The following is a 23,056-nucleotide window of genomic DNA, read 5'->3' as shown; positions in this document are numbered from 1 at the left end:
TACTTCAAGCCACCTGCCGCGTGCGCGCGGTGACGCTTGGAAGCGGGCGCTTGCTGCCATAGGCGACCTGCGCATCCTCGGAAGACACGCGGCGCAGCCGGCTCGTCTGCGGCAGGTGCTCGGCATTGGCGATGAGCTGGGCGACGAAGCTGGGATCGGGGCGCGGCAGCGGTGCCTTGTGCACCCACTGCAAAACCGGCATCAGCGGCACCACAGCCGAGCCTGTGCCGTTGTCCGCCACGTCCGCTTGATCAGTACTCAACATCGCAATCACCGTTGACCCGGCGAAGATTGTCGCGTTTCGAGACGCTGGCGCCGGTGCGTGTCATGTACTCGCAAGGCCTATGCCGGGCGGGCCGGTTTGGTTCCTGCGAGTGAGGAAACGTGGTTTCCAAATTGTTTATCAACTTTGCCTAGGGTCAATGGCGAATCTGGCTTTATCCTGTGCCGACTCAGGACTCCCCGCTGTCCCGAAACGAGGCGATTTTGACCCCCGCATTGCCGCAAGCCTCCGACATCCTGGCCGCCCTCGGCCAGGCCGTGTTCGCCTGGGAAATCGCCAGCGATGCCATTGTCTGGGGTGAGCAGGTCGGCGCCATCTTTCCCGGAATTCCCGCCGAACGGCTGGCCACCGGCGCCGAATTCGCCAGGCTGATCGAGCCCGCGCAATCGCTGCGGAGCGCCGCGCTGGCCCAGACCTCAGCCGTGCATGGCGCCGACGGCACGCCCTACCGGGTCGAGTACGGCGTGCGCATGAGCGCCGCGGATCCCGTAGTTTGGATCGAGGAGACCGGCCGCTGGTTCGCTGGCCCCGACGGCCGGCCGGTGCGTGCGATCGGCTCCGTCCGCATCAACAATGAACGCCATGCCCGGGACGAGGAACTGACGAAGCTCGCCCGGCTCGATCCGCTGACCGGCGAGCTCAATCGCTCGCATCTGATCGCCGCGCTGGCCGAAGCCATCGAGGAGACGACCCGTTTCCGCTCGACCGCGGCCTTCATGCTGGTCGGCATCGATCATCTCGCGCGTGTCAACGAAGCCTTCGGCTTCGACGTTGCCGACGCTGTGATCCTCGACGTCGCCACGCGCATTCGCGCGCGGTTGCGCGGCGGCGACGTGCTTGGCCGCTTCTCCGGCAACAAGTTCGGCCTGATCCTGAAGAACTGCACCGTCGACGACATGAACGTCGCTGCCGAGCGCTTCCTCGCCGGCATCCGCGACGAGGTGGTGCCGACCAAATCCGGCCCGGTGTCGGTCACCGCCTCGATCGGCGCGGTCAGCGTGCCGCGCTATGCCCGCAACACCGATGAAGCCGTCAATCGCGCCCACGAGACGCTGGACACCGCGAAACAACGCCGCGTCGGCTCGTTCGCAGCCTGGCGCCCGGATGCCGCGCGCGACGCCCAGCGCCGCGTCAACATCCGCGTCACCGACGAGATTGTCACCGCACTGAATGAGCGCCGTATCAAGCTCGCCTATGAGCCGGTGGTTGCTGCCCTCTCGCGCGAATGCGCCTTTCACGAATGCCTGGTGCGAATGGACCAGGGCGACGGTCAGGTGCTGCTCGCGCCAGACATCGTGCCGGTCGCGGAAAGGCTCGGCCTGATCCGCCTGGTCGATCACCGCGTGCTCGAGCTCGTGGTCGCCGAGCTCGCGGCCGCGCCCGGCATCTGCCTCAGCCTCAATATCTCGCCGGACACCACCATGGATCCGGATTGGTGGGCGGGAATCGAATCGCTCATGCGCGCCCATCCCGGCGTCGCCGAGCGGCTGATCGTCGAGATCACCGAAACCGTCGCGATTCAGGACATCGACGATGTGCGTGGCTTCGTCACCCGGCTGAAGAACTTCGGCAGTCGCATCGCCATCGACGATTTCGGCGCCGGCTACACTTCGTTCCGCAATCTGCGCAAGCTCGGCGTCGACATCGTGAAGATCGACGGGGCCTTCGTGCAGAACATCACTCGTTCCGCCGACGACCGCGCCTTTGTGCAAACCTTGATCGACCTCGCCCGCCGCCTCGACATCAAGACGGTGGCCGAATGGGTGCAGGACGAAGAAGCTGCCAACATGCTGCGCGACTGGGGTTGCGACTACATCCAGGGCCGCCTGATCGGGCTCGCCTCATCCGAGCGGCCGTGGGGCGCGCCGCCGCCGGACAGCGCGTTGCCCGCAGCAGGCTGAGACACCCTACCAAGCCCTCACGCCCCCTCATCCAGCGCCACGAGTTCGCGCTTCTTGCGCAACGCGGGTAATAGCGGCGCCATCAGCAGCACCAGCGCGAGCGTAAGACACGCTGCCGAGATCGGCCGCTGCACGAAAGTCCAGAGGTCGCCCTGCGAGAGGATCAGCGACTTGCGCAGATTGTTCTCCATCATCGGCCCCAGCACGAACGCCAGCACCAGCGGCGCGGGCTCGAAGCCGAGCTTGCGCATGAAATAACCGATGATGCCGAATGCGATCATCACGTAGACGTCGAACACGTTGTTGCTCGAGCAGTAGACGCCAAGGATCGTCAACAGGATGATCAATGGAAACAGGATGTTGTAGGGCAGCTTGAGCAGCTGCACCCACATGCCGATCAGCGGCAAATTGAGGATCAGCAGCATCACGTTGCCGATATACATGCTGGCGACGATGCCCCAGAACAGGCCGGGGTTTTGCGTGATCAGCAGCGGCCCCGGTTGCAGGCCGTGGATGACGAAGGCGCCGAGCAGCAGCGCCATCACCACGTTCGGGGGAATGCCCAGGGTCATCAGCGGAATCAACGCGCCGCCGGCCGCCGCGTTGTTGGCGGATTCGGGACCCGCTACGCCCTCGATTGCGCCATGGCCGAAGTGCTCGGGCGTTTTCGACAGCCGCTTCTCCAGCGCATAGGACGCGAACGAGGCCACCACCGCGCCGCCGCCCGGGAGAATGCCGAGCAGGAAACCGAGCAACGTGCCACGCGCCACCGGGCCAGCGCTCGCTTGCCAATCGGCCTTGTTGGGCAACAACTGCGTGATCTTGGCGTTCATGATGTCGCGCTTAATCGCCTGCTCGGTATTGAGCAGCACCTCGGCGACGCCGAACAGGCCCATCACCACGGGCACGAGTCCGATACCGTCGATCAGCTCCATGCGGCCGAACGTCAGCCGCGGCTGCGCCGTGATGCTGTCGAGGCCGATCAGTCCGAGCACGACGCCGATACATGCCATCAGGAGCGCCTTCGGCATCGATCCCTGAGTGAGGAAGGTGAGCACGATGAGGCCGAGCACCATCAGGCTGAAATATTCGGCAGGGCCGAACGCGATGGCGATGTTGGCGAGCCGCGGCGCCACCAGCATCAGCGCAACGAGCGAAAATGTGCCGGCGATGAATGAGCCGAAGGCCGAGATGCCCAGCGCAGGGCCCGCGCGGCCCTGCTTCGCCATCTGGTGTCCGTCGATGCACGTGACAACCGAAGCAGCTTCGCCGGGGATGTTGACCAGGATCGAGGTTGTCGAGCCGCCATACATCGAGCCGTAATAGATCCCCGCCATCATGATGATGCCGGATTCCGGCGTTCCCGACAGTGTCACCGGAAGCAACAACGACATCGCCGAGATCGGCCCAATGCCTGGCAGCACGCCGACCAGCGTACCGATGAAGACGCCGATGAAGCAGTAGAGCAGGTTGATCGGCAGCAGCGCGACGCCGAACCCATGCGCGACGTTGACAAGCGTATCCATGCGATCAACCGATCCCGAACAGGCCCGAGGGTAGCTGGATCAGCAGCAGCCGCTTGAGTACCCACCACATGCCGAGCGGCACCAGCGCGGCGATTGGGATCGCCAGCGTCCAGCGCACGGGATCGATCAAGCGCAACAAAAGCAGCATGAGCGGGATCGACGACAGCAGGAATCCCAGCGGCTCGAGAGCAAAGGAGAACGCGGTGAGGCAGACGATGACGAGAAGCGGCTTGCTCCAGCTCACATTGTCCCAGCGCGAGGCCAGCGTCGGGCCGCCCTCCGCAATAGCCGAGATGATAATGCTGACCGCGAACACGCACATCAGGATGCCCGTGTAGAACAGCACGTAGCCGGAGCCTGGGTCATTGATGGTGCCGAGCTTGAGCTTCACGCCCTGCCAGATCACGAAGCCGCCCAGCGCGAGCCCGATCAAGCCGCCCCAGATTTCGGAGTTGTTGAGACGGAGTTTGACGGAGGTTTGGTCGTTCATCGATACCCTCTCGGCCGTGCTCCGGATGCTACGCAGCGCGAAGCGGCGCGCTGCAGATCCGGGACACGGAAGTGGCTCAATCCTACTTCTTCGCAAGCCCGAGCGTGTCGATCACCTTGCGCTCTGACTCCGTGACCTCAAGGACGAACTTCTTGTAGTCCTCGGTATTCTTGTAGCTCGGCACCATGTCGTATTTGGCGAGCGTGGCGATTACCGCGGGGTCCTCGACCGCCTTCTTGAAGGCATCGTGCAGCTTGGCGACGATCTTGGGATCCATGCCCTTGGGCCCTCCGATGCCGAACGGGGAATCATAGACCATGGGATAGCCGAGTTCCTTCAGCGTCGGCACGTCAGGATAGTTCGGTGATCGCGCGCCGGTCCACACCATGAGAAGCTTCAGCTTGCCGGCGTCGACCAAGGGCCGCCAACCGGTGGAGTCGGCCTGCAGCATGGTGTGCTGGCCGAGTACCGCGGCGTTGGTCTCCGCCCCGCCCTTGAACGGCACCTGTGTGAGCTTGATGCCGGACATCGCGGCGATCTGCTCCATGCCGATATGAAGCGAGGTGCCGGTACCCGGCGTCGCGTAGGTCACCTTGCCCGGATTTGCCTTTGCGAACTCGACCACGTCCTTCCAGGACTTGAACTGCGACTCCGCGCTGGTGGTTACGCCGAACGTATAGCCGGTGAGGTGAACGATATAGGTGAAGTCCTTCGCCGGATCCCACGACACCTCCTGCATCAGGGGCAGGCGGAAAACGGTGATCGGAAGCTGTGAAATGGTGTAGCCGTCCGGCCTCGCGGCCGCGGCCATGGTGGCAGGTCCAACCGTGCCGCCGCCGCCGGCCTTGTTGTCGATCACGATCGGTTGCCCCAGGACCTTGGAGGCGCTGTCGGCGATCGCGCGCATCGAGATGTCGGTCGATCCGCCGGCCGGCCATGGCACGATCAGCGTGACCGGTTTGGTGGGATAGTCCTGCGCACCGGCGGCAGTCGAGAGCAACGCGCCCACGACATGCATGGTGGCAAAGGCGATTGTCTTCAGCCTGTATCGCGACATCGAACTCCTCCCAAGCAGTGGCCACGTTCGGGCCGCCGTTTCTCATTGTTATGACGGGATTGTCCCCGAAATCATGGGAGATGAAAAGCGCATTGCGAGGGCGCGATACGGTGATCCCGCCGAAAAGCGCACGTGCGACAATTGGTCGTTTGGAGGCGTGCCGAGATACGGAATTTGCCTTCGGCTGAGCCCTTACGCGACGCGGCGGACTGCGCTCAGCGTCTCGATCATGCGTCCGACCTCCGCGGCCGGGGAGGGCTTGCCGAAATAATATCCCTGCACGGCGGTGCAGCCGCATTCGCGGACGAAGTCGAGCTGTTCGATCGTCTCCACGCCTTCTGCCGTGGTCTCGACGCCGAGCACCGAGCCGAGGCTGGCGATGGTGCGGACGATCGCCACACTCTCCGGGCTTTCGCCGAGCGTGCCGACAAAGGAGCGGTCGATCTTGATACGGTCGAACGGAAACTTGCGCAAATAGCTCAGAGAAGAATAGCCGACGCCGAAATCGTCGAGGCTGACGCGCACCCCTAACGCGCGCAGCTGGTGCAGGATCCCGATCGTCGCCTCGCTGTCGTCGAGTAGCGCCGTCTCCGTGACCTCGAGCTCGAGCCGATGCGGTGGCAAGCCGGCCTCCGCAAGCGCGCTCGTGACCATTGTCACCAGCCCGCGCGAGCGGAACTGCACCGGCGACAAATTCACCGCGATGGTGAGATCGGGCCAGGTCGCGGCGGTCGCGCAGGCCGTGCGCAGGACCCACTCTCCGATCGGAACGATCAGCCCGTTCTCTTCCGCGATGGGAATGAATTCGGCCGGCGAGACGAGGCCACGCGTGGGATGTTTCCAGCGCAGCAACGCCTCGAAGCCGGTAAGTTCGGTGGTGTCGAGCCGCACCTGCGGCTGGAACGCCAGGTGGAATTCACGGGCCTCGAGTGCGCCGCGCAGATCGCGCTCCAGCGCGTGCCGGCTGCGAGCCTCTTCTTCCATTTGGGGCTCGAACAGCCGATAAGCGCCGCGCCCCTTCGCCTTGGCCTGGTACAGCGCAAGGTCGGCGCATTTCATCAGCTCGTCGGCATCGAGCCCGTGATCGGGCGCGATTGCGATGCCGACGGAGACGCCGACATGGATCGACTGGTTCTCCAGCGGCGGCGGGTGACCGATGATCTCCACCAGGCGGCGTGCGAGCCTTTCCGCCGATTGCGGCTGCTGTCCGCGCTGGAGAACCGCGAATTCGTCGCCACCGAGCCGCGCGACGGTGTCGTGCTCGCCGACATTCTCCTTCAGCCGCGCCGCGACCCAGCGCAACAGCCGGTCGCCGGCCGCGTGGCCGAGGCGGTCGTTGACGGTCTTGAAATTGTCGAGGTCGAAGCACAGCACGGCCATCGCGCCGCCGGCGATCGCGACCTGGTTCAGCCCCTCGCCCATCTTCTCGCGGAACAGTGTGCGGTTGGGCAGGTCGGTGAGCGAATCGTGCCGCGCCATGTGCGCCACGCGGGCCTGGGCCTTGTGACGCTCGGTGACGTCCTCATAGGTGACGACCCAGCCGCCATGCTCCATTCGCTTGTGATTGAGCTTGATGATGCGGCCGTCGCCCAAATAGCGGTGCAGCGTGTGCTCACCCTCGCGCAGCCTCTCGACATAGTCGGCATAAAGCTGCGCGGCGGTGGTGTTTGGATGGATGCCGAGCTCGCAGCTGTGCTCCATGATCTCGCGCATCGACACGCCCGGCTTCACCAATTCGGGCGACAGTCCGTACATCTCGATATAGCGCCGATTGCAGACGATGACGCGCAAGCTCGAATCGAGCATGCACAGACCCTGGCTCATGTTGTTCAGGGCCGCGTCGAAGCGCCGATACTGCTCGCTCAACTCCTCGACTGCGTGCTCGCGCTCGGTGATGTCCTCGTAGGTGGCCACAAAACCACCCTCGGCCAGGGCGCAATAGCGAACCGAGATCGTGGTGTCGTTCGACATCCGCCGGCGTATCGGCGAGGTGTTGCGGTCGGCAATCCTTGCACTGGCGGCTTCCAGGAGTTGTTGCGGACTGTACTCGGACGAGAACGCGCCGTTTGCCATCGAGCGTTCGATCAGTTCGCCGAGGTGCGTGCCCGGCTTGGCTTCCTCCGGCGAGAGCCGATAGATCTTCCGGTAGGTGGTGTTGCAGACGCGCAGGCGCATGTCGCTGTCGTAGAAGGCGAGCCCGTGCGCCATGTTCTCCAGCGCCGCATCGAGCATGAAGTTCTGCTGCCGCAGCATCTCCTCGTATTGCAGCCGCTCGGTGACGCTTCGTGCACGGTCACCCAGCCGCCGTCGGGCAGGAAACGGGAGATCGCCTGCACCATCCGTCCGTCATAGCGCATCACCAGCAGGGTTTTCGCCGTCCTGGTGCGCACGTCCTCCAGTCTGGTGCCGTGGAATTCTTCGCCCGGCATGCCCGGCAGGTTGCCGCGCAACATCCAATGTTCGATCACCGTGCAATGCGAGATGCCCGGCTTCACGATGTCAGGGTCGAGATTGTAGAGGTTCAGGAAGCGATCGTTGCAGACGACGACGCGGCTGTCGGCGTCGTACATGATCAATCCGTGCGACATGTTGGCGAGCGCGTGCTGGCTGCGCTCGGTCTGCACGCGCAGTTCCGCCTCGACCCGGGCGAGGCGGCTGACGTCGTCGCAGATCGTCATCCAGCCGCCGCCGGGGAGCGGCTTTAACTCGAGCGCCATGACGAGGCCGCTCGCGAGCGTCTGTTGAGTCCGGAACGGCTGGCCGGCGGCGATCCGCGCCATGCGCGCGGCATAGAGTACGTCGACTTCTTCCGCGGGGATGTTGCCGAGGGCCACGCTGTGGGCGAGCACGTCACGGTAGCTCGTGCCGACCCGCACTTTCTCGGCCGACATGTTGAACAGGCTGAGATAGCGCTGATTGACCAGCACGATCCGGTTGCCGGCGTCGTAGACGCAGACGCCTTGCTCCATGTGGTCGAGCGCAAGCTGGCTCAGCCCGACCAGGGCCTTCGGGCCGTGATCGCGGCGTGCATCAAGCTCGTTGTCGCGGATCGATGTCATGGGGCGGCGGGGTCTCGGCGGGCAATAGACCTAACGCAAGGTAATTCAGTCGCCGAGGCTAACGAAGAGGCGGGAAAATTCCCTTAAGCGCCGTAGTTTACGGAGGGTGACCAGGAGATGCAGGAATGCGTCGAATGCAGAGGGGAGTGCAAGGCGGCCTGCGTAATTGCGCGCTGGGCCCGCATGACATCTGGTTCAAAACACGAACTACGGCCCATACAGCACGAGTTCCGTATCCGTGAGGTCGGCGAGCTGCGGCCGGTGCGGGCCCTTGAAATATTTGCGGCCGCGACGCTCGGTGTAGATGCCGACGAGGCCGGGAACCGGGCCGTTGGAATCGACGGCGACCGCGATCTTGCCGAGCCGCAGCAGCAGCCGGCCGATGCGGCCCGCGCATTCGGTGTATTCGGCCGCGTTGCGGCAGTAGATCAGCTTCATCGCGGGCGGCGCAATGATGCCACGCCGGATGCGCACCGGTTGCAGGATGAAGGGGAACGTTCCATTTGGCGTGCGGCAGACGAGGCTGAGGCAATTGTAGCGCGCATGCCGCGTCAAGAGATCAGTCTCGGCATCGGAAAGCCCGTCGATCGTTTTGGCGTGCTGCGAGATGACCTCGATCTTGCTCCAGCGCGGGACCCGCGCCAGAGCAGGCACCGAGAAGAATATCCCCCTGCAATAGGCGCGAAAGCCCTGCGTCTCGATAATCGGCCAGGTCCACGGCGCCGGGCTGATGTTGAGATAGGTGACGTCCTTGTGCCGCTGCGCGATCTTGGTCAGGAGCGGGGCGTAGTTCCTGTAGGCCGGATCGACGTACCAGCTCGACAAATTGCACTGGATGGCGGTCTCATCGCCGTCCCTCCGCGCCGTGTAGATCAGCAGCAGCACGCCGACCGGCGTACCATCATTGTCGAGCATGTAGCCGAAGCGCGGGAAGCCGTCCGGTACCGGCCGGAAGGCTTGCCGGCGCAGGCCCTGAATCCAGTAGCCGCGCGAGCGGCCGACGAAGCCGCGCGTCAGCAAGTCCGCGACCGCATCGACGTCGGACTCGGTGATCTCGCGGCATCGGACCTTGGTATGGATCACGCTCGTCTTTCCCGTGGAAATGACCGGCCTCGTTCCGTTAGCGCCAGCCTTCGCCGTGGGCATCGGCCGCGATCTGCGGCTGCAGGCCCATGATCTCCCGCACCTTGGCGGGCCAAGCGGAAGGGTCGGTGCCGTGGGTGTGGAACATGGCGACGGCCAGGCGGTCCATGCCGAAGGCGACGCAGCCGGTATGGGCCGGCTCGCCATTGGCGTCCTGGATGTCCCAGGTCGTGCCGAAATGCTCGCGGTGATAATTGAAGCTCATGCAGGCGGTCGGCTGCTCTTCCGAGCGCAGCGGGATCAGCAGTTCGAACTTGAGCTGCTGCTGCTTCTGGCTCACGGCCTTCATCTGACCGACGCGGCCGAAGAACGGATCGCTGGCATAGTCGACGCGGAAGCTGAGACCGAGATCGGTCGCAATCGCTTGCGCGCGCACCATCCAGCGCTCGCGGAAATCAGCGACGTCATCGGGGCTGCCGATGCAGACATATTCCCGCATCCGGAACGATTGCAGCCGGTCGAGATGTTTTGACGGTTCACGGCGGAAGCAGTCGGCGGCGACGTCGAAACGCAGGCCACCCTTCGGCAACTGGCCGCGGCTCGCCGCGATCGGATAGACGGGGTAGCAGGCCGCCGGCGACAGCACGAGGTCTGCCGGCGAGAGCGAGCTGGTCCAGTCGCCGCCGGCATCAAAGCGGCTGACCGCGGCGTTGATCTCGCGCTCGGTGCCGTGCAGGCCGCAGACGCAGCCGAGCAGGTTCGGAAAGCTCTTGAGGTAGCCGGACTTCTCGAGCTGTGAACGGCTCATCACCGGTGGGAATCGCATCACCTCGGTGCCGGCTTCACGATGGCTCGTGATCAGTGCGGCGAGCCGCTCGACGATGCCCTCGTAAAGCGCGGTGCGGGCGTAGACGCCGTCCGAGCCCATGGGGTGGAACAGCTTGTCGGCGAGATGATCGAGCGGGTCCGCGATTTGCGGGGCGATCTCGGGCGAATTGGGGAGGACGGCAATGTTCATGGTTCGATGTCCTGCTATCTCAAAATTGTTCTTGTTGGTCTAGTCGTGAAGGCACGTCAGTCGTGAAGGCTCAAGGGTACGCCGCTCATCAGGGTCGACGTCGCGGCATTGGCCAGAATGCGGTCGTTGTTGATCATGATCGGCGACGACAGCACGTCGCGAAGATGGCGGCCCATGGTGAACTCACCGTCGTTGCGGTAGCCGGAAAGGCCTGCGGTGCGCATCGCATGCATCACGGTCTCGACCGCGAGCTCCGAGGCCTGCACCTTCAGAAGCGTGATCGAAGACTGGAAGTCGAGCGAGCCGAGCGCGCGTTCGTCGTGCTCGGCGCGAGCAAAGGCGTCGATATTGGCCGATATCAGCGCCCGCAGCTTGGCCAGCGACATCTTGGCGGCGGTGAAATGCGCGGCTGCCGGGGGCATCTGGCCGCCTGAGGTGCGGGCCGCCTTGCGGACGAAGGCCTGCGCACGTGTGACCGCGGCTGCAGCGATACCCGCCCAGGCCGAGGACCAGCACAGATGCGCGAACGGCGTCATGGTCTGGGCGTGGATCTTGTCGTAGGCTTCCGGAAAGACGCGGTCGGTCGGGCAGTCGACCTTCAGCTCGAAACCGGTCGAGCAGGTGCCGCGCATGCCGAGGGTTTCCCAGCCCAGCGTCCGCTTCAGCGAATAATCGTCCCTGGCGAGCGCCAGCAGCACCTGGTCGGACGCGGAAGCATCGGTGGCGCGGCGGGCGATGGTGACGAGGCCGTCGGCCTCGGCGCCGTAGGAGATCACGGTGGCGTCGCGCAGCAGCGAGACGGTGTCGCCTGCGACGTCGACGGCGGCTGCGCTGGCGCGGATGTTGCCGCCGTTCTGGCCTTCGGTGGTGGAGGAGGCGAGCAGCCACTGGTCGCGCGCGACCCGGCGCATCATGGTTTCCATCCAGGGGATGCCGTGGCCGTGCCTGACGACGCAGGCGACCTTTGTCGTGTGCATGGCGTAGATCATCGCCGTGGAGGCGCAGGCCCGTCCGAGCGTGTAGCAGACGTCGGTGACGTCGTGGATCGAGGCACCGAAGCCGCCGAACTCGGCCGGGATCATGACGCCGAGCAGCTTCTGCTCACGCGCGACATCGAAGGCCTTGTGGGGGAAGCGGGCATCGCGATCGACCCCCTCTGCGTCGGCAGCCGCCGTGGCAGCGGTTCGAGCGGCGCGTTCGACGAGGGAGGGACCCTGCTCGAGAAAGCTCGTCTGCGTCTCGTCGACAGTGAGGACTGCTTCACGCACGTTCATACTCGTCCGCCTCCGGTTTGCCGTTCAGGATCGCCGGCATCATTCGCGATGCCGCTTGAGCGATCCTTCGACCATCTTTGCTTATGAGATGAGGCTACGGATTTAATTCAAATTCGTCGATGAAATAGAGGGTAAACAAAGCCCAATTCCGAACGAACAGTTAAGTTCGGGTTGTTTGCATCGTCCGGATTCCCGCGATCGCATTAGGGATCTGTAAGAAGCCAGAAATCCAGACAATCTGAGTCATCGTTTACTAAGAAACGCGAAGTAATGGTGGTGTCCATTGCGGGATCGGCCTGCCGTGCCCATCGTAGCCGGCAACCGGTCCGACCTTTGTCGACAGATGGGAATTTACCGATGCAGGCTTTCGATACCGATTTGCGCAATCGCATCATCAAGCTGGTGAAGGGCATCCTCGCGCAGAACTCGCTCTCCGCCGAGGTCACGTCGCAGGCCAAGCTCGTTGACGTCGGCCTGACCTCGATGGACATGGTCAATCTGATGCTCGGCGTTGAAGCCGAGTTCGACTTCACGATTCCCCAGGCCGAGATCACACCGGAGAACTTCCAGTCCGTCGAGACGCTGGAGCGCATGGTCTCGGCTCAGCTGCAGTCGGCGGCCGCGGCTTAGTCAGGCGCGCTGGCGCGCGTCCTCCTGACGGCACTTCCGCCCCATCACCCGTTCCAAAACCCACATAAAACTGGCATAGCTTCTCCACGGAATCGCCAAGGCGCGAACGGGGTGGAGCAAGCATGACGCAGGCGGTATTGGGCATCATCGGCGGTTCCGGCATCTACGATCTGCCGGGGCTGGAGGATGCTCGCGAAGAGGTGATCAACAGCCCCTGGGGTGAGTCGTCGGCGCCCTTGCGGCGCGGCTCCATTGCCGGCCTGCCGATCGTGTTCCTGCCGCGCCACGACAAGGGCCACCGGCTGTCGCCCTCCGACATCAATTATCGCGCCAATATCGACGTCCTCAAGCGCGCCGGCGTCACCGACCTGATCTCGCTGTCGGCCTGTGGCTCGTTCAGGGAGGAGCTGCCGCCGGGAACCTTCGTTCTCGTCGACCAGTTCGTCGATCGCACCCACAAGCGCGAGAGCTCGTTCTTCGGCCGGGGATGCGTCGCGCATGTGTCGATGGCGCACCCGGTCTCGCCGCGGCTGCGCATCCATCTTGCCACGGCGGCCGAAGCCGAGGGCATCGCGTTTGCGCGCGGCGGCACCTATGTCTGCATGGAGGGACCGCAATTCTCGACCTATGCGGAAAGCACGACCTACAAGACGCTGGGCTATTCCGTGATCGGCATGACCAACATGCCCGAAGCGAAGCTCGCGCGTGAGGCCGAACTTTGCTACGCCACCGTTGCGATGGTGACGGATTTCGATTGCTGGCATCCCGATCACGACGCCGTCACCGTGCAGGACATCATCCGCGTTCTGAGCTCGAATGCCGACAAGGCAAAAGCGCTGGTGGCGCGGCTGGCGAAAGACTTCCCGCGCGAGCATGAGCCGTGCCCGATCGGCTCGGACCGCGCGCTCGATACCGCGCTGATCACCGCGCCCGAGGCGCGCGATCCCGAGCTCTTGAAGAAGCTCGATGCGGTGGCCGGGCGCATCCTGCGCACGTGATACGAAAGGCAGAATGCCATGAAGGTCGACGGCAAGCATTTTCGCAGCATCTGGCGTGAGCGCGACGGCTGGTCGGTCGGAGCGATCGACCAGCGCCGGCTGCCGCATGAGTTCATTGTTGCGAAGCTGACCTCATGCGAGGACGCGGCCCTCGCCATCCGCGACATGCTGGTGCGCGGTGCGCCGCTGATCGGCGCGACCGCAGCTTACGGCATGGCGCTCGCGATGCGCGAGGACGCCTCCGACGCCGGCCTGAAGCGTGCCTACGACACGCTCGTAGTGGCGCGGCCGACCGCGATCAATCTGAAATGGGCGCTGGACGAGATGCGCGCGAGCCTCGCGCCGATCGATCCGCTGGAGCGCGCCGAAGCTGCCTATGCGCGCGCCGACGAGATCGTCGAGCAGGACGTCGAGATCAACCGTGGCATCGCCGGCAACGGCCTGAAACTCATCGAGGCGATCGTCGCAAAGAAGAAGCCGGGCGAGACCGTCAATTTGCTGACCCATTGCAATGCCGGATGGCTCGCGACCGTCGACTGGGGCACGGCGACGGCGCCAATCTATCTCGCGCATGAGCGCGGCATCAAGATCCATGTCTGGGTCGACGAGACGCGTCCGCGCAACCAGGGCGCCTCGCTCACGGCCTGGGAGCTCGGCCATCACGGCGTGGCGCATACCGTGATTCCCGACAACACCGGCGGGCATCTGATGCAGCACGGCATGGTCGATCTCGCCATCGTCGGCACCGATCGCGTTGCCGCCAACGGTGACGTCTGCAACAAGATCGGTACATATTTGAAGGCTCTGGCCGCGCATGATAACGGCGTGCCGTTCTATGTCGCGCTGCCGTCGCCGACGATCGATTTCGCCGTCGATGACGGCATCCGCGACATCCCGATCGAGCAGCGCAGCGGCACGGAAGTCACCGATATGACCGGCCGCACCGCGGACGGAAGACTTGAGACGGTGCGCATCGTGCCGGAGGGCTCGCCGGTCGCGAACTATGCCTTCGACGTCACCCCGGCGCGGCTCGTCACCGGCCTCATCACTGAGCGCGGCGTATTGAAGCCCGATCGTGCTTCACTTGCCGCCGCGTTTCCGGAACGGATCGCCGCCGCGGCCGAGTAGGTCTGGTTCGGCGATAGCTCGCCACAGTCGTCATTGCGACCGCAGCGAAGCAATCCAGAATCGTTCCGCGGCGGCAGTCTGGATTGCTTCGCTGCGCTCGCAATGACGGAGAATGATGCTCTAGCTCAGCTTCAATCCCGTCGCGGCCTGGAGCTCGGCGATCGCCTGGGCGCCGCTGGTCACCTTGATCGTCGTCATGCCCATCTCGCGTGCCGGCTTCAGATTGACGCCGAGATCGTCGAGATAGACGCAATTGTTCGGATCGACCTTCAGCGTCTCGACCATCAGCTGATAAATGCGCGGGTCGGGCTTGCGCAGGCCGATCTTGGCGGACTCGATGACATGGTCGAACAGCACCATCACCTCGGCGACATAAAGTGAGCGCCCGGTCATGCTGCCGATCGCATTGGCCGGCAGATTGTTGGTAATGCAGCCGGTCTTGAATTGCGCCTTGATGCGCTTCAGCGCTTCGACCATCTCGGGGCGCAGATCGCCCTGGAGCAACGGCAGCACATCGCGGCCGCGCACCTCCGCGCCGAGCGCCAGCGACTCCGTCGCGAACAAATGATCGAACGTGTCGATATCGACCTCGGCGCGCTCGAACTTGGCCCAGGCATTTTCCAGATGATTGGCGGCGTTGGTGCGCCGGATGATGTCGATGGGCAGGCCACGCTCTGTCTCGAACCGCGTGAACGCTTCGAACGGCGAACTCGTCAGCACGCCACCAAAATCAAAGATCACAGCCTCGATCGTCAAGATCCCGCCCTCGTCTGTTCCTTTCCAAGAGCGCTAGCATGCGCTATCGGCAAGGGCCAGTCCGAAGCAATCCCACCGCCGTCAACGATGCCGACACCGAAGCGTGTTCCCATGAAAAAGCTCGTAACCCTCATTACATCCGCGCTGCTGCTCGCCACGCCCGCCTATGCCATCGTTGGTGGCGGCACGCCGCAGGCCGATGGTGTCGCGCGCGCCGTCGTCACCATCGTCGGCTCCCGCGGCAATTTCTGTACCGGCACCCTGGTTGCGCCAAAGCTTGTGCTCACCGTTGCCCACTGCGTGCAGCCAGGCGCGGACTACAAGATCGTCGATCGCGGCACCGACGGGCAGCCGCAATTGCTGAACGTCCGCACCGTCGCGATCCATCCGAATTTCAACATGCAGGCAATGCAGGCGCATCGCGCTACCGCCGACTTGGCGCTGCTGCAACTGGAAATTCCACTCAAGGGAAAATCGACGGTGCCGGTCGGGACGCCGAATATACCGATCCAGGTCGGCAGCCGCTTCGTCATCGCCGGTATCGGCGTCACAGTGCGTGGCGACGGCAAGAGTGGCGGCGCGACGCGTGTTGCCGGCCTCGTCGCGACGGGGCAGCCCGGCACGCTCCAGATCCGGCTGGTCGACCCCGTAACCAACGGTGTTCGCGACGGAATTGGCGCCTGCACCGGTGATTCCGGCGGTCCCGTGTTCGAGGACAAGGCGACCGGATCCGTGCTCGTCGGCGTCATCAGTTGGTCCACGGGGCCGAACGGAGCCGCCGGCTGCGGCGGGCTGACCGGTGTCACGCCGCTCACGCTCTATCGCGACTGGATCTTGCAGACCGCGCGGAGCTGGGGTGCGGCGCTGTGATTTGACCGCGTCCTGATCTATGTCATCTTGAAGCGGAAGCGCGATGGGCAACCACGTCCGTCGCGGAGGAAACGCGCCGCCCAATCAAGGGCGGCCACAAAAACAAGCAAGGCATAGAAGCAACAATGAATGTCGCTGTTCGCAGTCACGCCACGGCCAAACAGGCTTCTGAACATTTCGACGTGCTGATCGTCGGCGCCGGTATCTCGGGCATCGGTAGCGCCTATCACATGACCAGGCAGCTTCCGGATGCGAGCTTCGTCATCCTGGAAACGCAGGCGACGTTCGGCGGCACGTGGACCACGCATCGCTATCCCGGCATCCGCTCCGACAGCGATCTCCACACCTTCGGTTATAGCTTCAAGCCCTGGGTCGGGCCGCCGATCGCGACCGCCGACGAAATCCTCGCCTATATGAACGAGGTGATCGATGAAAACGATATCGCGCGACATATCCGCTACAAGCATAAGATCAATTCCGCGAGCTGGTCGAGCGAGCAGAACCTCTGGACCATCGAGGCGGTGACGACCGACACTGGCGAGCCAAAGACCTTCACCGCGAATTTTCTCTGGATGTGCCAGGGCTATTACCGCCATTCGGAAGGCTATACGCCGGAATGGAAGGGTACGGATCGCTTCAAGGGCCGCATCGTTCATCCGCAGACCTGGCCTGATGATATCGACCTCGCGAACAAGAAGGTCGTCGTGATCGGCTCCGGCGCGACGGCGGCGACGCTGGTGCCGAACATCGCCGACAAATGCGCGCATGTCACGATGCTGCAGCGTTCGCCGACCTATTTCCGTCTCGGGCGCAACGCCATCGAGATCGCGGAGGAGCTGCGCCGGCTGCAGGTCGACGAGGCCTGGATCCACGAGATAGTCCGCCGCAAGATCCTGTTCGAGCAGGACGCCTTCACGAAACTCTGCATCTCCAAGCCCGAGCAGGTGAAGAAGGAGCTGATCGGCCAGATCAGCGCGGTGCTCGGTCCGGAGTACGATGTCGACACCCATTTTACTCCGAGCTATCGGCCGTGGCGGCAGCGCATCGCCTTCGTGCCCGATGCCGATCTGTTCAAGGGCATCGCAAGTGGCAAGGCGTCCGTCGTCACCGACGAGATCGAGTGTTTCGTCGAGAACGGCATCCAGCTCAAATCCGGCAAGCTGCTCGAAGCCGACATCATCGTCACCGCAACCGGATTCAATCTCGCGGCGCTCGGCGACATCGCCTTCGAGGTCGACGGCAAGCCGCTCGACTTCGGCGACACCGTCACCTATCGCGGCATGATGTTCACGGGCGTGCCGAACATGGTCTGGGTGTTCGGCTATTTCCGCGCCAGCTGGACGCTGCGCGTCGACCTCGTCGCCGACTTCGTCTGCCGCCTGCTCGGTCACATGAAGGCCAAAGGCAAGAAGAAGGTCGAGGTCAAGTTACGCGCCGAAGACCACAACATGCCGATCCTGCCCTGGATCGATCCGGAAAACTTCAACCCCGGCTACATGATGCGCAACATGGACCTGCTGCCCAAGCGCGGGGACAAGCCGGAATGGCAGCACAGCCAGGATTACTGGACCGAAAAGGACGAGATCCCGAAGACGGATCTGGATGGCGGGGAGTTTGTGTACGGGTGAGGAGAGGCAGGTGTCGCTACAAGCTTCTCCGTCGTCCTGGCGAAAGCCAGGACCCATTACCCCAGGGAGAAGTTGCGGCGCGAGCTTGTCATAAAGAATCGTCGCCAAACCACGTACTGTGGTAATGGGTCCTGGATCGGCGCTCCGCTTCGCTGCGCTTGTCCAGGACGACGGCGGTGGAGGCGTCAGGAATTCCTTCTTGTCGCATTCGTTGCAATCGCCGCCGCCGCAGTCCGGTTCTCGACCCCGAGCTTGGAGTAGATCTGCTCGAGATGCTTGTCGACCGTGCGCGGGCTCAAGCCCAAAATCTGCGCGATGTCGCGGTTGGTCTTGCCCTTGCTGAGCCAGGCCAGCACCTCGCCTTCGCGGGTGGTGAGGCCGAGCTCGCTGGTGAATTCGGGTGGCGGCGCGGTGCCGGACTCCCTGGACAGCCGAAGCAGAAACTCGTTCGGCGCGGTCTCGCCCATGTAGTACAGCCGGAGCTGAGGATTGTCGGGCAGGGAAGCCGCCTGAGATTTCGAGCTGCCCTTGCCCTTGGCCTGCTCCAGCCATTGCAGCAATGATACTGGCAGGACGAAGTCGTCGTCGGCCTGCGCGCCGTGGTGGTCCGTCAGCAGCTTCTGCGCCTGCGGGGTCGCCCACAACAATTTGCCCTGGCGGTTGACCGCGAACAGGAATCGGCCGGAGACGTCAAGCGCGGCGCGTGCGCTTTGCGTCAGCCGCGCATTGCCGAGATGAACGCGGATGCGCGCCAGCATCTCCTCGATCACGATCGGCTTGGTCACGTAGTCGACGCCGCCGGCCTCCAGCCCGCGCACGATGTGCTCGGTCTCGGCGAGCCCCGTCATGAATATCACCGGGACATTGGCAAGGCCCGCATCGCGCTTGAGGCGGCGGCAGGTCTCGAACCCGTCCATGCCAGGCATCACCGCGTCGAGCAGCACGATGTCAGGCGTGATCTGGTCGACGATGCGCATTGCGGCCGCGCCGTCGAGCGCCACCATTACCGTCATCCCGGCGCTGTCGAGCGCGTCGGTGAGCAGCCGCAGCGTCTCCGGGGAGTCGTCGACAACGAGCGCGACGTCGCGCTTTTTCGACTCAGTGCTCATACGCATGCAACGTCTTCAATGTGGCCATGTACTGGTCGAGATCGAAGCGGTCGATCAGCGACCGCATTTCCGCGACGAAGTCGGCATGTTCGGGGTGCTCACTGCCGATCTCGTCCAGCTTCAACTGGATAGCCTTGACGTAGCCGATCTGACCGAGCCCGATCAGCGCCTCGATGTGTCGTACAGGCGGCCGCGAGCCGCTCTCCGGCCGCCATAGCGGCACGGCGATCTCGTCCGAGCCGTATTGCCATTCGATCTTGAGAAGCTGGCGGATGCCTTCCAAAAGCCTGGGAATGTCGATCGGCTTCATCAGATAGCCGTCGTGGAAAGGCTGCGCCAGCGGTGCGCCGTGGGCCTCGAGCGCGCTGGCGGACACCATCAGGATGCGCGCCTGATGGTGGCCGTTCGCGCGCAACGTCTCTGCGACCGTCCAGCCATCCATACCAGGCATGGAGATATCGAGCAAAAACAGATCGGGCCGGCAGTGCTGGGCCAGCGCCAGGCAGCCAGGTCCGTCCGGCGCGCTGAGCAGGATGAAGCCGAGTGGTGTCAACACCTCGCGCAGGAGGTCGCGATGCACGGGATCGTCGTCGGTAATGAGGATGGTCTTGCGCGTGCCGTGATAGCCGGAGATCGGGGCCTCCACCGGCGCAATGCGCTGCGGATTGGTGACTTCCGAGAGCAGCATCTTGACCTTGAACGTGCTGCCGCTGCCGACCGTGCTCGAGACCTTGATGTCGCCGCCCATGACGCCGGCGAGCAGCCGGCTGATGGTCAGGCCCAGCCCGGTCCCGGTCTGCGGCTGCGAGACACCGAGCGCGCCGCGTTCGAAAGGTGCGAAGATGCGTTCGAGATCGTCGCCCTGGATGCCGGGGCCGGTGTCGATCACCTCGAACTCGGCGACCGGGCTGCGATAGTGCACCACGAACTGCACACTGCCGGCCTGGGTGAACTTGATCGCGTTGGACAGCAGATTGATCAGCACCTGGCGCAGCCGCTTCTCGTCGGCATAGACCACGACCGGCAAATGCGCCGGCCGCCTGAACACGAAGTCGATGCTCTTGGCCGCGGCTTGAAGGCGGAACATGCCGACGAGCTGGTCGAGGAATTCGCTCAGGCGCACCTCGTCGCGCGACAGGTACAGCCGCCCCGCCTCGATCTTGGAGATGTCCAGAATGCCGTCGATCAGGCCGGAGAGGTGATCGGCACTGCGGCGGACGACGCGGACCTGGTCGCGCGGCTTGGTGCTGAGCGTCGTGTCCTGCTCCAGGAGTTGGGCATAGCCGCTGATCGCATTGAGCGGCGAGCGCAGCTCGTGGCTCAGGCCCACCACGTAGCGGCTCTTGGCGAGGTTGGCGGATTCGGCGATTTCCTTGGCGCGCTGGAGCTCGGCGTCGGTGCGCTTGTGCGCGTCGATCTCCTGGATCAGCAGCGTGGTCTGGCGCCGGGTCTCGGCCTCAGCGGCCCGTCGGCTCTGCTGCGCCAGCACGAACAGCCAGGCCACCACGCCGATGATGATGCTGAGTGAGAAGAACACCTTCCAGAGCACGTTGGAGACGAGCATGTTCTCGCCAGGCACGCTGACCGAGGTCTGGAGGTAGATCAGCCCCAACACCAGCGCGACGAGGCCAGCCGAGACCATGAACACACCGATGTAGTGACCGAACTGCGAATTGATCCGCTGATAGATCGGCTGCGGCAAGATCCTGGCGAGCGCGTCGGCGAATTGCACCTGCGCGCGCGCATGCGGTTTGCATAGGTCATGGCAGCGCGCGTCGAGCGAGCAGCATAGCGAGCAGATCGGGCCGGCATAGGCAGGACAGGAAGTCATGTCCTCCGGCTCGAAATGGTGCTCGCAGATGCAGCACTGGATCGATTCGATATTGGCCCAGCTCCTCTTCGGCTTGCGCGCGATGTAGTATTTTCCGTCGGTGAGCCAGGCGATGACGGGTGCGGTGACGAAGGCGACCGTCAGCGCGACAAAGGCCGCGAGCGCTTTCATGGTCGAGCCGAACAGGCCGTAGAATGCCGCGATCGAGACGATGGTCGCGATCGTCATCGCGCCGACGCCGACCGGATTGATGTCGTAGAGATGGGCGCGCTTGAACTCCATCTGCGGCGGGCGCAGGCCGAGCGGCTTGTTGACCACGAGATCGGACACCAGCGCGCCGACCCAGGCGATCGCGACATTGGAATAGAGCGCCAGCGTCTGCTCCAGCGCCTTGTAGACGCCGATTTCCATCAGCAGCAGCGCCACCATCACGTTGAACACCAGCCAGACGACCCGGCCGGGGTGGCTATGCGTCAGACGCGAGAAGAAGTTCGACCAGGCGATTGAGCCTGCATAGGCGTTGGTGACGTTGATCTTGAGCTGCGACAGGATCACGAACGCGCCGGTGAGTGCCAAGGCCATGTCCGGTTGCGACAGCACGTAGCGAAACGCTTCGAGATACATGTGCGCAGGCTCGGCGGCCAGCTCGCTGGAGAGACCGTGGCTCAGCGCGAAGAAGGCGAGAAACGAGCCCAATAGCAGTTTCAGCGCGCCGAAGATGATCCAGCCGGGGCCCGCGATCAGCAGGGCGGTCCACCACGACGTTCGCGAGGTGCGGCGGTCGCGCGGCAGGAACCTGAGGAAGTCGACCTGTTCGCCGATCTGGGCCACCAGCGAAAACACCACGGAGGATGCGACACCGAACAGCAGCAGATCGAAATGTCCGCTGGGGTCGCCGTGCTCGCCGGCGAATTTGCGCCATTCCGTGAACGAGTAAGGATTGGCCCAGGCGATCGCGGCAAAGGGCAGGATGTGCAGGATGATCCAGATCGGCTGCGTCCAAAGCTGGAAGCGGCTGATCAGCGTGATGCCGTAGGTGACAAGCGGGATGATCGCGACCGCGCTGATGAGGTAGCCGATCGGGCGGGGAATGCCGAAGCACATCTCAAGCGCCGTGGCCAGGATCACCGCCTCGATCGCGAAGAAGATGAAGGTGAAGGAGGCGTAGATCAGCGAGGTGACGGTCGAGCCGATATAGCCGAAGCCGGCGCCGCGGGTGAGCAGGTCAATGTCGATGCCGCATTTGGCGGCATAATAGGCAATCGGAACGCCGCAGCAGAAGATGATGGTGGAGACGACGAGGATCGCTGCGGTGGCGTTTGTGACGCCGTAGTTCAGGGTGATTGTGCCGCCGATCGCCTCCAGCGCCAGAAAGGAGATGGCGCCGAGTGCAGTGTTGGCTACGCGAGCGGCGGACCAACGGCGCGCGCTCTTGGCGGTGAAGCGCAGCGCGTAGTCTTCCAGCGTCTGGTTGGCGACCCATTGGTTGTACTGGCGCCTGACGCGATCTATTCGCTGCCGCCCTGCCACTTAAGCCCCACTCCCACTCCCGAACTTACCGGACCCCTCGCAAAACCCGTACCAAAAGCCTACGTCGTCATTTTGCGGTGCAGTATACGCGATCTTGCGTATGCTTGCAGTGCACAAATTCGAGCCATCCTCACGGCACCAATCGCGTGTCCTCGAACAACAGTGGGGTGCTCATGTCAGACGAAGCGAACAAGGGCCTGTTATCGCCGCTCCGGCGCAAATTATTGATGGGAATGGCGGCCGTCCCGGCCATCACCATGCTGCCGCGAGCATCCTTTGCGCAGGCCCCGGCGACCTCGGCGGTCAATACCACGGGCCTCGCGGTCACCGACACCGAGGTGACGGTCGGCATCCTGCATTCGGCGACCGGCACCATGGCCATCTCCGAGACCGGCTCGATTGAAGCCGAAAAGCTCGCCATCGAGCAGATCAATGCCATGGGCGGCGTGCTCGGGCGCAAGATCAAGTTCATCCAGGAGGACGGCGCCAGCGATTGGCCGACCTTTGCCGAGAAGGCCAAGAAGCTGCTGGTCAACGACAAGGTCGCGGCGATCATGGGCTGCTGGACCTCGGCGTCCCGCAAGGCCGTGCTGCCCGTCATGGAGCAGTACAACGGCATGCTCTATTACCCGACCTTCTATGAGGGTCTCGAGCAGTCGAAGAACGTGATCTACACCGGCCAGGAAGCCACTCAGCAGATCCTCGCCGGCCTGAATTGGATCGCCAAGGAGAAGGGCGCGAAGTCGTTCTTCTTCATCGGGTCCGACTACATCTGGCCGCGCACCTCGAACAAGATCGCGCGCAAGCACGTCGAGAACGTGCTGAAGGGCAAGGTCGTCGGCGAAGAATATTATCCGCTCGGCAATACGCAGTTCAATTCGGTCA

The 23,056-nt window shown here is 63.8% G+C and carries 19 protein-coding genes; 7 read left to right on the top strand and 12 right to left on the bottom strand.

What is annotated here, in order from left to right; all coding sequences use genetic code 11:
* Positions 1–4: 4 nt before the first annotated feature.
* Entirely contained in the window at positions 5–265 is a 261-nt protein-coding gene (locus AC0L27_RS35615; RefSeq protein ID WP_354205940.1) for a hypothetical protein, read from the bottom strand.
* A gap of 221 nt (positions 266–486) precedes the next feature.
* On the opposite strand from AC0L27_RS35615, the gene AC0L27_RS35610 reads away from it, so the two are divergent.
* Positions 487–2,184, top strand: coding sequence for an EAL domain-containing protein (locus AC0L27_RS35610; RefSeq protein WP_354205942.1), 1,698 nt, complete (start codon positions 487–489; stop codon positions 2,182–2,184).
* A gap of 17 nt (positions 2,185–2,201) precedes the next feature.
* Here AC0L27_RS35610 and AC0L27_RS35605 read toward each other — a convergent pair whose 3' ends face one another.
* The 8 genes from AC0L27_RS35605 to AC0L27_RS35570 all read right to left on the bottom strand — a co-directional run bounded on the left by AC0L27_RS35605 (position 2,202) and on the right by AC0L27_RS35570 (position 11,691).
* Positions 2,202–3,710 (bottom strand): tripartite tricarboxylate transporter permease, encoded by a 1,509-nt coding sequence (locus AC0L27_RS35605; RefSeq protein ID WP_473322444.1) that lies wholly within the window; start codon positions 3,708–3,710, stop codon positions 2,202–2,204.
* Positions 3,711–3,714: 4 nt separating this feature from the next.
* Positions 3,715–4,200 (bottom strand): tripartite tricarboxylate transporter TctB family protein, encoded by a 486-nt coding sequence (locus AC0L27_RS35600; protein WP_275168571.1) that lies wholly within the window; start codon positions 4,198–4,200, stop codon positions 3,715–3,717.
* Between the two features lie 82 nt (positions 4,201–4,282).
* A complete protein-coding gene (locus AC0L27_RS35595) occupies positions 4,283–5,257 on the bottom strand; it encodes a tripartite tricarboxylate transporter substrate binding protein (protein WP_275168570.1) in 975 nt (324 codons plus the stop codon).
* A 192-nt stretch (positions 5,258–5,449) separates the two neighbouring features.
* Entirely contained in the window at positions 5,450–7,432 is a 1,983-nt protein-coding gene (locus AC0L27_RS35590; RefSeq protein WP_473322467.1) for a putative bifunctional diguanylate cyclase/phosphodiesterase, read from the bottom strand.
* Positions 7,342–8,316, bottom strand: a complete 975-nt coding sequence (locus AC0L27_RS35585; protein ID WP_473322441.1) for a PAS domain-containing protein — start codon at positions 8,314–8,316, stop codon at positions 7,342–7,344. Before AC0L27_RS35585 ends, AC0L27_RS35590 begins: the two co-directional genes overlap by 91 nt.
* A 207-nt stretch (positions 8,317–8,523) precedes the next feature.
* On the bottom strand, positions 8,524–9,399 hold the full coding sequence (locus AC0L27_RS35580; protein WP_275168567.1) for an acyl-CoA acyltransferase: 876 nt from the start codon (positions 9,397–9,399) through the stop codon (positions 8,524–8,526).
* 37 nt (positions 9,400–9,436) lie between these two features.
* Positions 9,437–10,417, bottom strand: coding sequence for an amino acid--[acyl-carrier-protein] ligase (locus tag AC0L27_RS35575; protein WP_275168565.1), 981 nt, complete (start codon positions 10,415–10,417; stop codon positions 9,437–9,439).
* A gap of 56 nt (positions 10,418–10,473) precedes the next feature.
* Complete coding sequence (locus AC0L27_RS35570; RefSeq protein WP_275168563.1) at positions 10,474–11,691, bottom strand: acyl-CoA dehydrogenase family protein; 1,218 nt, start codon at positions 11,689–11,691, stop codon at positions 10,474–10,476.
* A 357-nt stretch (positions 11,692–12,048) separates the two neighbouring features.
* On the opposite strand from AC0L27_RS35570, the gene AC0L27_RS35565 reads away from it, so the two are divergent.
* From AC0L27_RS35565 to mtnA, 3 genes are all read left to right on the top strand, one after another.
* On the top strand, positions 12,049–12,321 hold the full coding sequence (locus AC0L27_RS35565; protein WP_275168561.1) for a phosphopantetheine-binding protein: 273 nt from the start codon (positions 12,049–12,051) through the stop codon (positions 12,319–12,321).
* Positions 12,322–12,443: 122 nt separating this feature from the next.
* Positions 12,444–13,319, top strand: coding sequence for an S-methyl-5'-thioadenosine phosphorylase (locus AC0L27_RS35560; RefSeq protein ID WP_275168560.1), 876 nt, complete (start codon positions 12,444–12,446; stop codon positions 13,317–13,319).
* Positions 13,320–13,337: 18 nt separating this feature from the next.
* Entirely contained in the window at positions 13,338–14,447 is a 1,110-nt protein-coding gene (gene mtnA / locus AC0L27_RS35555; protein WP_275168558.1) for an S-methyl-5-thioribose-1-phosphate isomerase, read from the top strand.
* Between the two features lie 120 nt (positions 14,448–14,567).
* Here the strand turns inward: mtnA and AC0L27_RS35550 are convergent, their stop codons facing one another.
* Complete coding sequence (locus tag AC0L27_RS35550) at positions 14,568–15,203, bottom strand: HAD-IA family hydrolase (RefSeq protein ID WP_275168556.1); 636 nt, start codon at positions 15,201–15,203, stop codon at positions 14,568–14,570.
* A gap of 111 nt (positions 15,204–15,314) precedes the next feature.
* On the opposite strand from AC0L27_RS35550, the gene AC0L27_RS35545 reads away from it, so the two are divergent.
* Complete coding sequence (locus AC0L27_RS35545) at positions 15,315–16,073, top strand: S1 family peptidase (protein WP_275168555.1); 759 nt, start codon at positions 15,315–15,317, stop codon at positions 16,071–16,073.
* Positions 16,074–16,198: 125 nt separating this feature from the next.
* The gene (locus tag AC0L27_RS35540; protein WP_275168554.1) at positions 16,199–17,701 is read left to right on the top strand and encodes a flavin-containing monooxygenase; all 1,503 of its coding nucleotides are present in this window, start codon (positions 16,199–16,201) and stop codon (positions 17,699–17,701) included.
* A gap of 185 nt (positions 17,702–17,886) precedes the next feature.
* On the opposite strand, the gene AC0L27_RS35535 is transcribed toward AC0L27_RS35540, so the two are convergent.
* Together AC0L27_RS35535 and AC0L27_RS35530 are read right to left on the bottom strand one after the other, a co-directional pair.
* Positions 17,887–18,816, bottom strand: coding sequence for a response regulator (locus AC0L27_RS35535; protein ID WP_275168553.1), 930 nt, complete (start codon positions 18,814–18,816; stop codon positions 17,887–17,889).
* On the bottom strand, positions 18,800–22,171 hold the full coding sequence (locus AC0L27_RS35530; RefSeq protein ID WP_275168552.1) for a hybrid sensor histidine kinase/response regulator: 3,372 nt from the start codon (positions 22,169–22,171) through the stop codon (positions 18,800–18,802). The genes AC0L27_RS35535 and AC0L27_RS35530 overlap by 17 nt, the downstream gene beginning before the upstream one ends.
* A 173-nt stretch (positions 22,172–22,344) precedes the next feature.
* Here AC0L27_RS35530 and AC0L27_RS35525 point away from each other — a divergent pair.
* Positions 22,345–23,056: transporter substrate-binding protein (locus tag AC0L27_RS35525; RefSeq protein WP_473322439.1), on the top strand; the 712-nt coding region annotated here is incomplete at its 3' end.

The sequence above is a fragment of the Bradyrhizobium sp. Ken51 genome (assembly GCF_055807435.1).
The sequence above is the reverse complement of the archived record's forward strand: the minus strand, read 5'-3'. Positions and strand labels throughout refer to the sequence as shown.

Excerpts from the sequence above, each read along its gene's own strand:
- AC0L27_RS35615 (WP_354205940.1), bottom strand. The coding sequence starts at position 265 with ATGTTGAGTACTGATCAAGCGGACGTGGCGGACAACGGCACAGGCTCG.
- AC0L27_RS35605 (WP_473322444.1), bottom strand. The coding sequence starts at position 3,710 with ATGGATACGCTTGTCAACGTCGCGCATGGGTTCGGCGTCGCGCTGCTG.
- AC0L27_RS35600 (WP_275168571.1), bottom strand. The coding sequence starts at position 4,200 with ATGAACGACCAAACCTCCGTCAAACTCCGTCTCAACAACTCCGAAATC.
- AC0L27_RS35595 (WP_275168570.1), bottom strand. The coding sequence starts at position 5,257 with ATGTCGCGATACAGGCTGAAGACAATCGCCTTTGCCACCATGCATGTC.
- AC0L27_RS35590 (WP_473322467.1), bottom strand. The coding sequence starts at position 7,432 with ATGCGCCTGCGCGTCTGCAACACCACCTACCGGAAGATCTATCGGCTC.
- AC0L27_RS35585 (WP_473322441.1), bottom strand. The coding sequence starts at position 8,316 with ATGACATCGATCCGCGACAACGAGCTTGATGCACGCCGCGATCACGGC.
- AC0L27_RS35575 (WP_275168565.1), bottom strand. The coding sequence starts at position 10,417 with ATGAACATTGCCGTCCTCCCCAATTCGCCCGAGATCGCCCCGCAAATC.
- AC0L27_RS35570 (WP_275168563.1), bottom strand. The coding sequence starts at position 11,691 with ATGAACGTGCGTGAAGCAGTCCTCACTGTCGACGAGACGCAGACGAGC.
- AC0L27_RS35565 (WP_275168561.1), top strand. The coding sequence starts at position 12,049 with ATGCAGGCTTTCGATACCGATTTGCGCAATCGCATCATCAAGCTGGTG.
- AC0L27_RS35560 (WP_275168560.1), top strand. The coding sequence starts at position 12,444 with ATGACGCAGGCGGTATTGGGCATCATCGGCGGTTCCGGCATCTACGAT.
- mtnA (WP_275168558.1), top strand. The coding sequence starts at position 13,338 with ATGAAGGTCGACGGCAAGCATTTTCGCAGCATCTGGCGTGAGCGCGAC.
- AC0L27_RS35545 (WP_275168555.1), top strand. The coding sequence starts at position 15,315 with ATGAAAAAGCTCGTAACCCTCATTACATCCGCGCTGCTGCTCGCCACG.
- AC0L27_RS35540 (WP_275168554.1), top strand. The coding sequence starts at position 16,199 with ATGAATGTCGCTGTTCGCAGTCACGCCACGGCCAAACAGGCTTCTGAA.
- AC0L27_RS35535 (WP_275168553.1), bottom strand. The coding sequence starts at position 18,816 with ATGCGTATGAGCACTGAGTCGAAAAAGCGCGACGTCGCGCTCGTTGTC.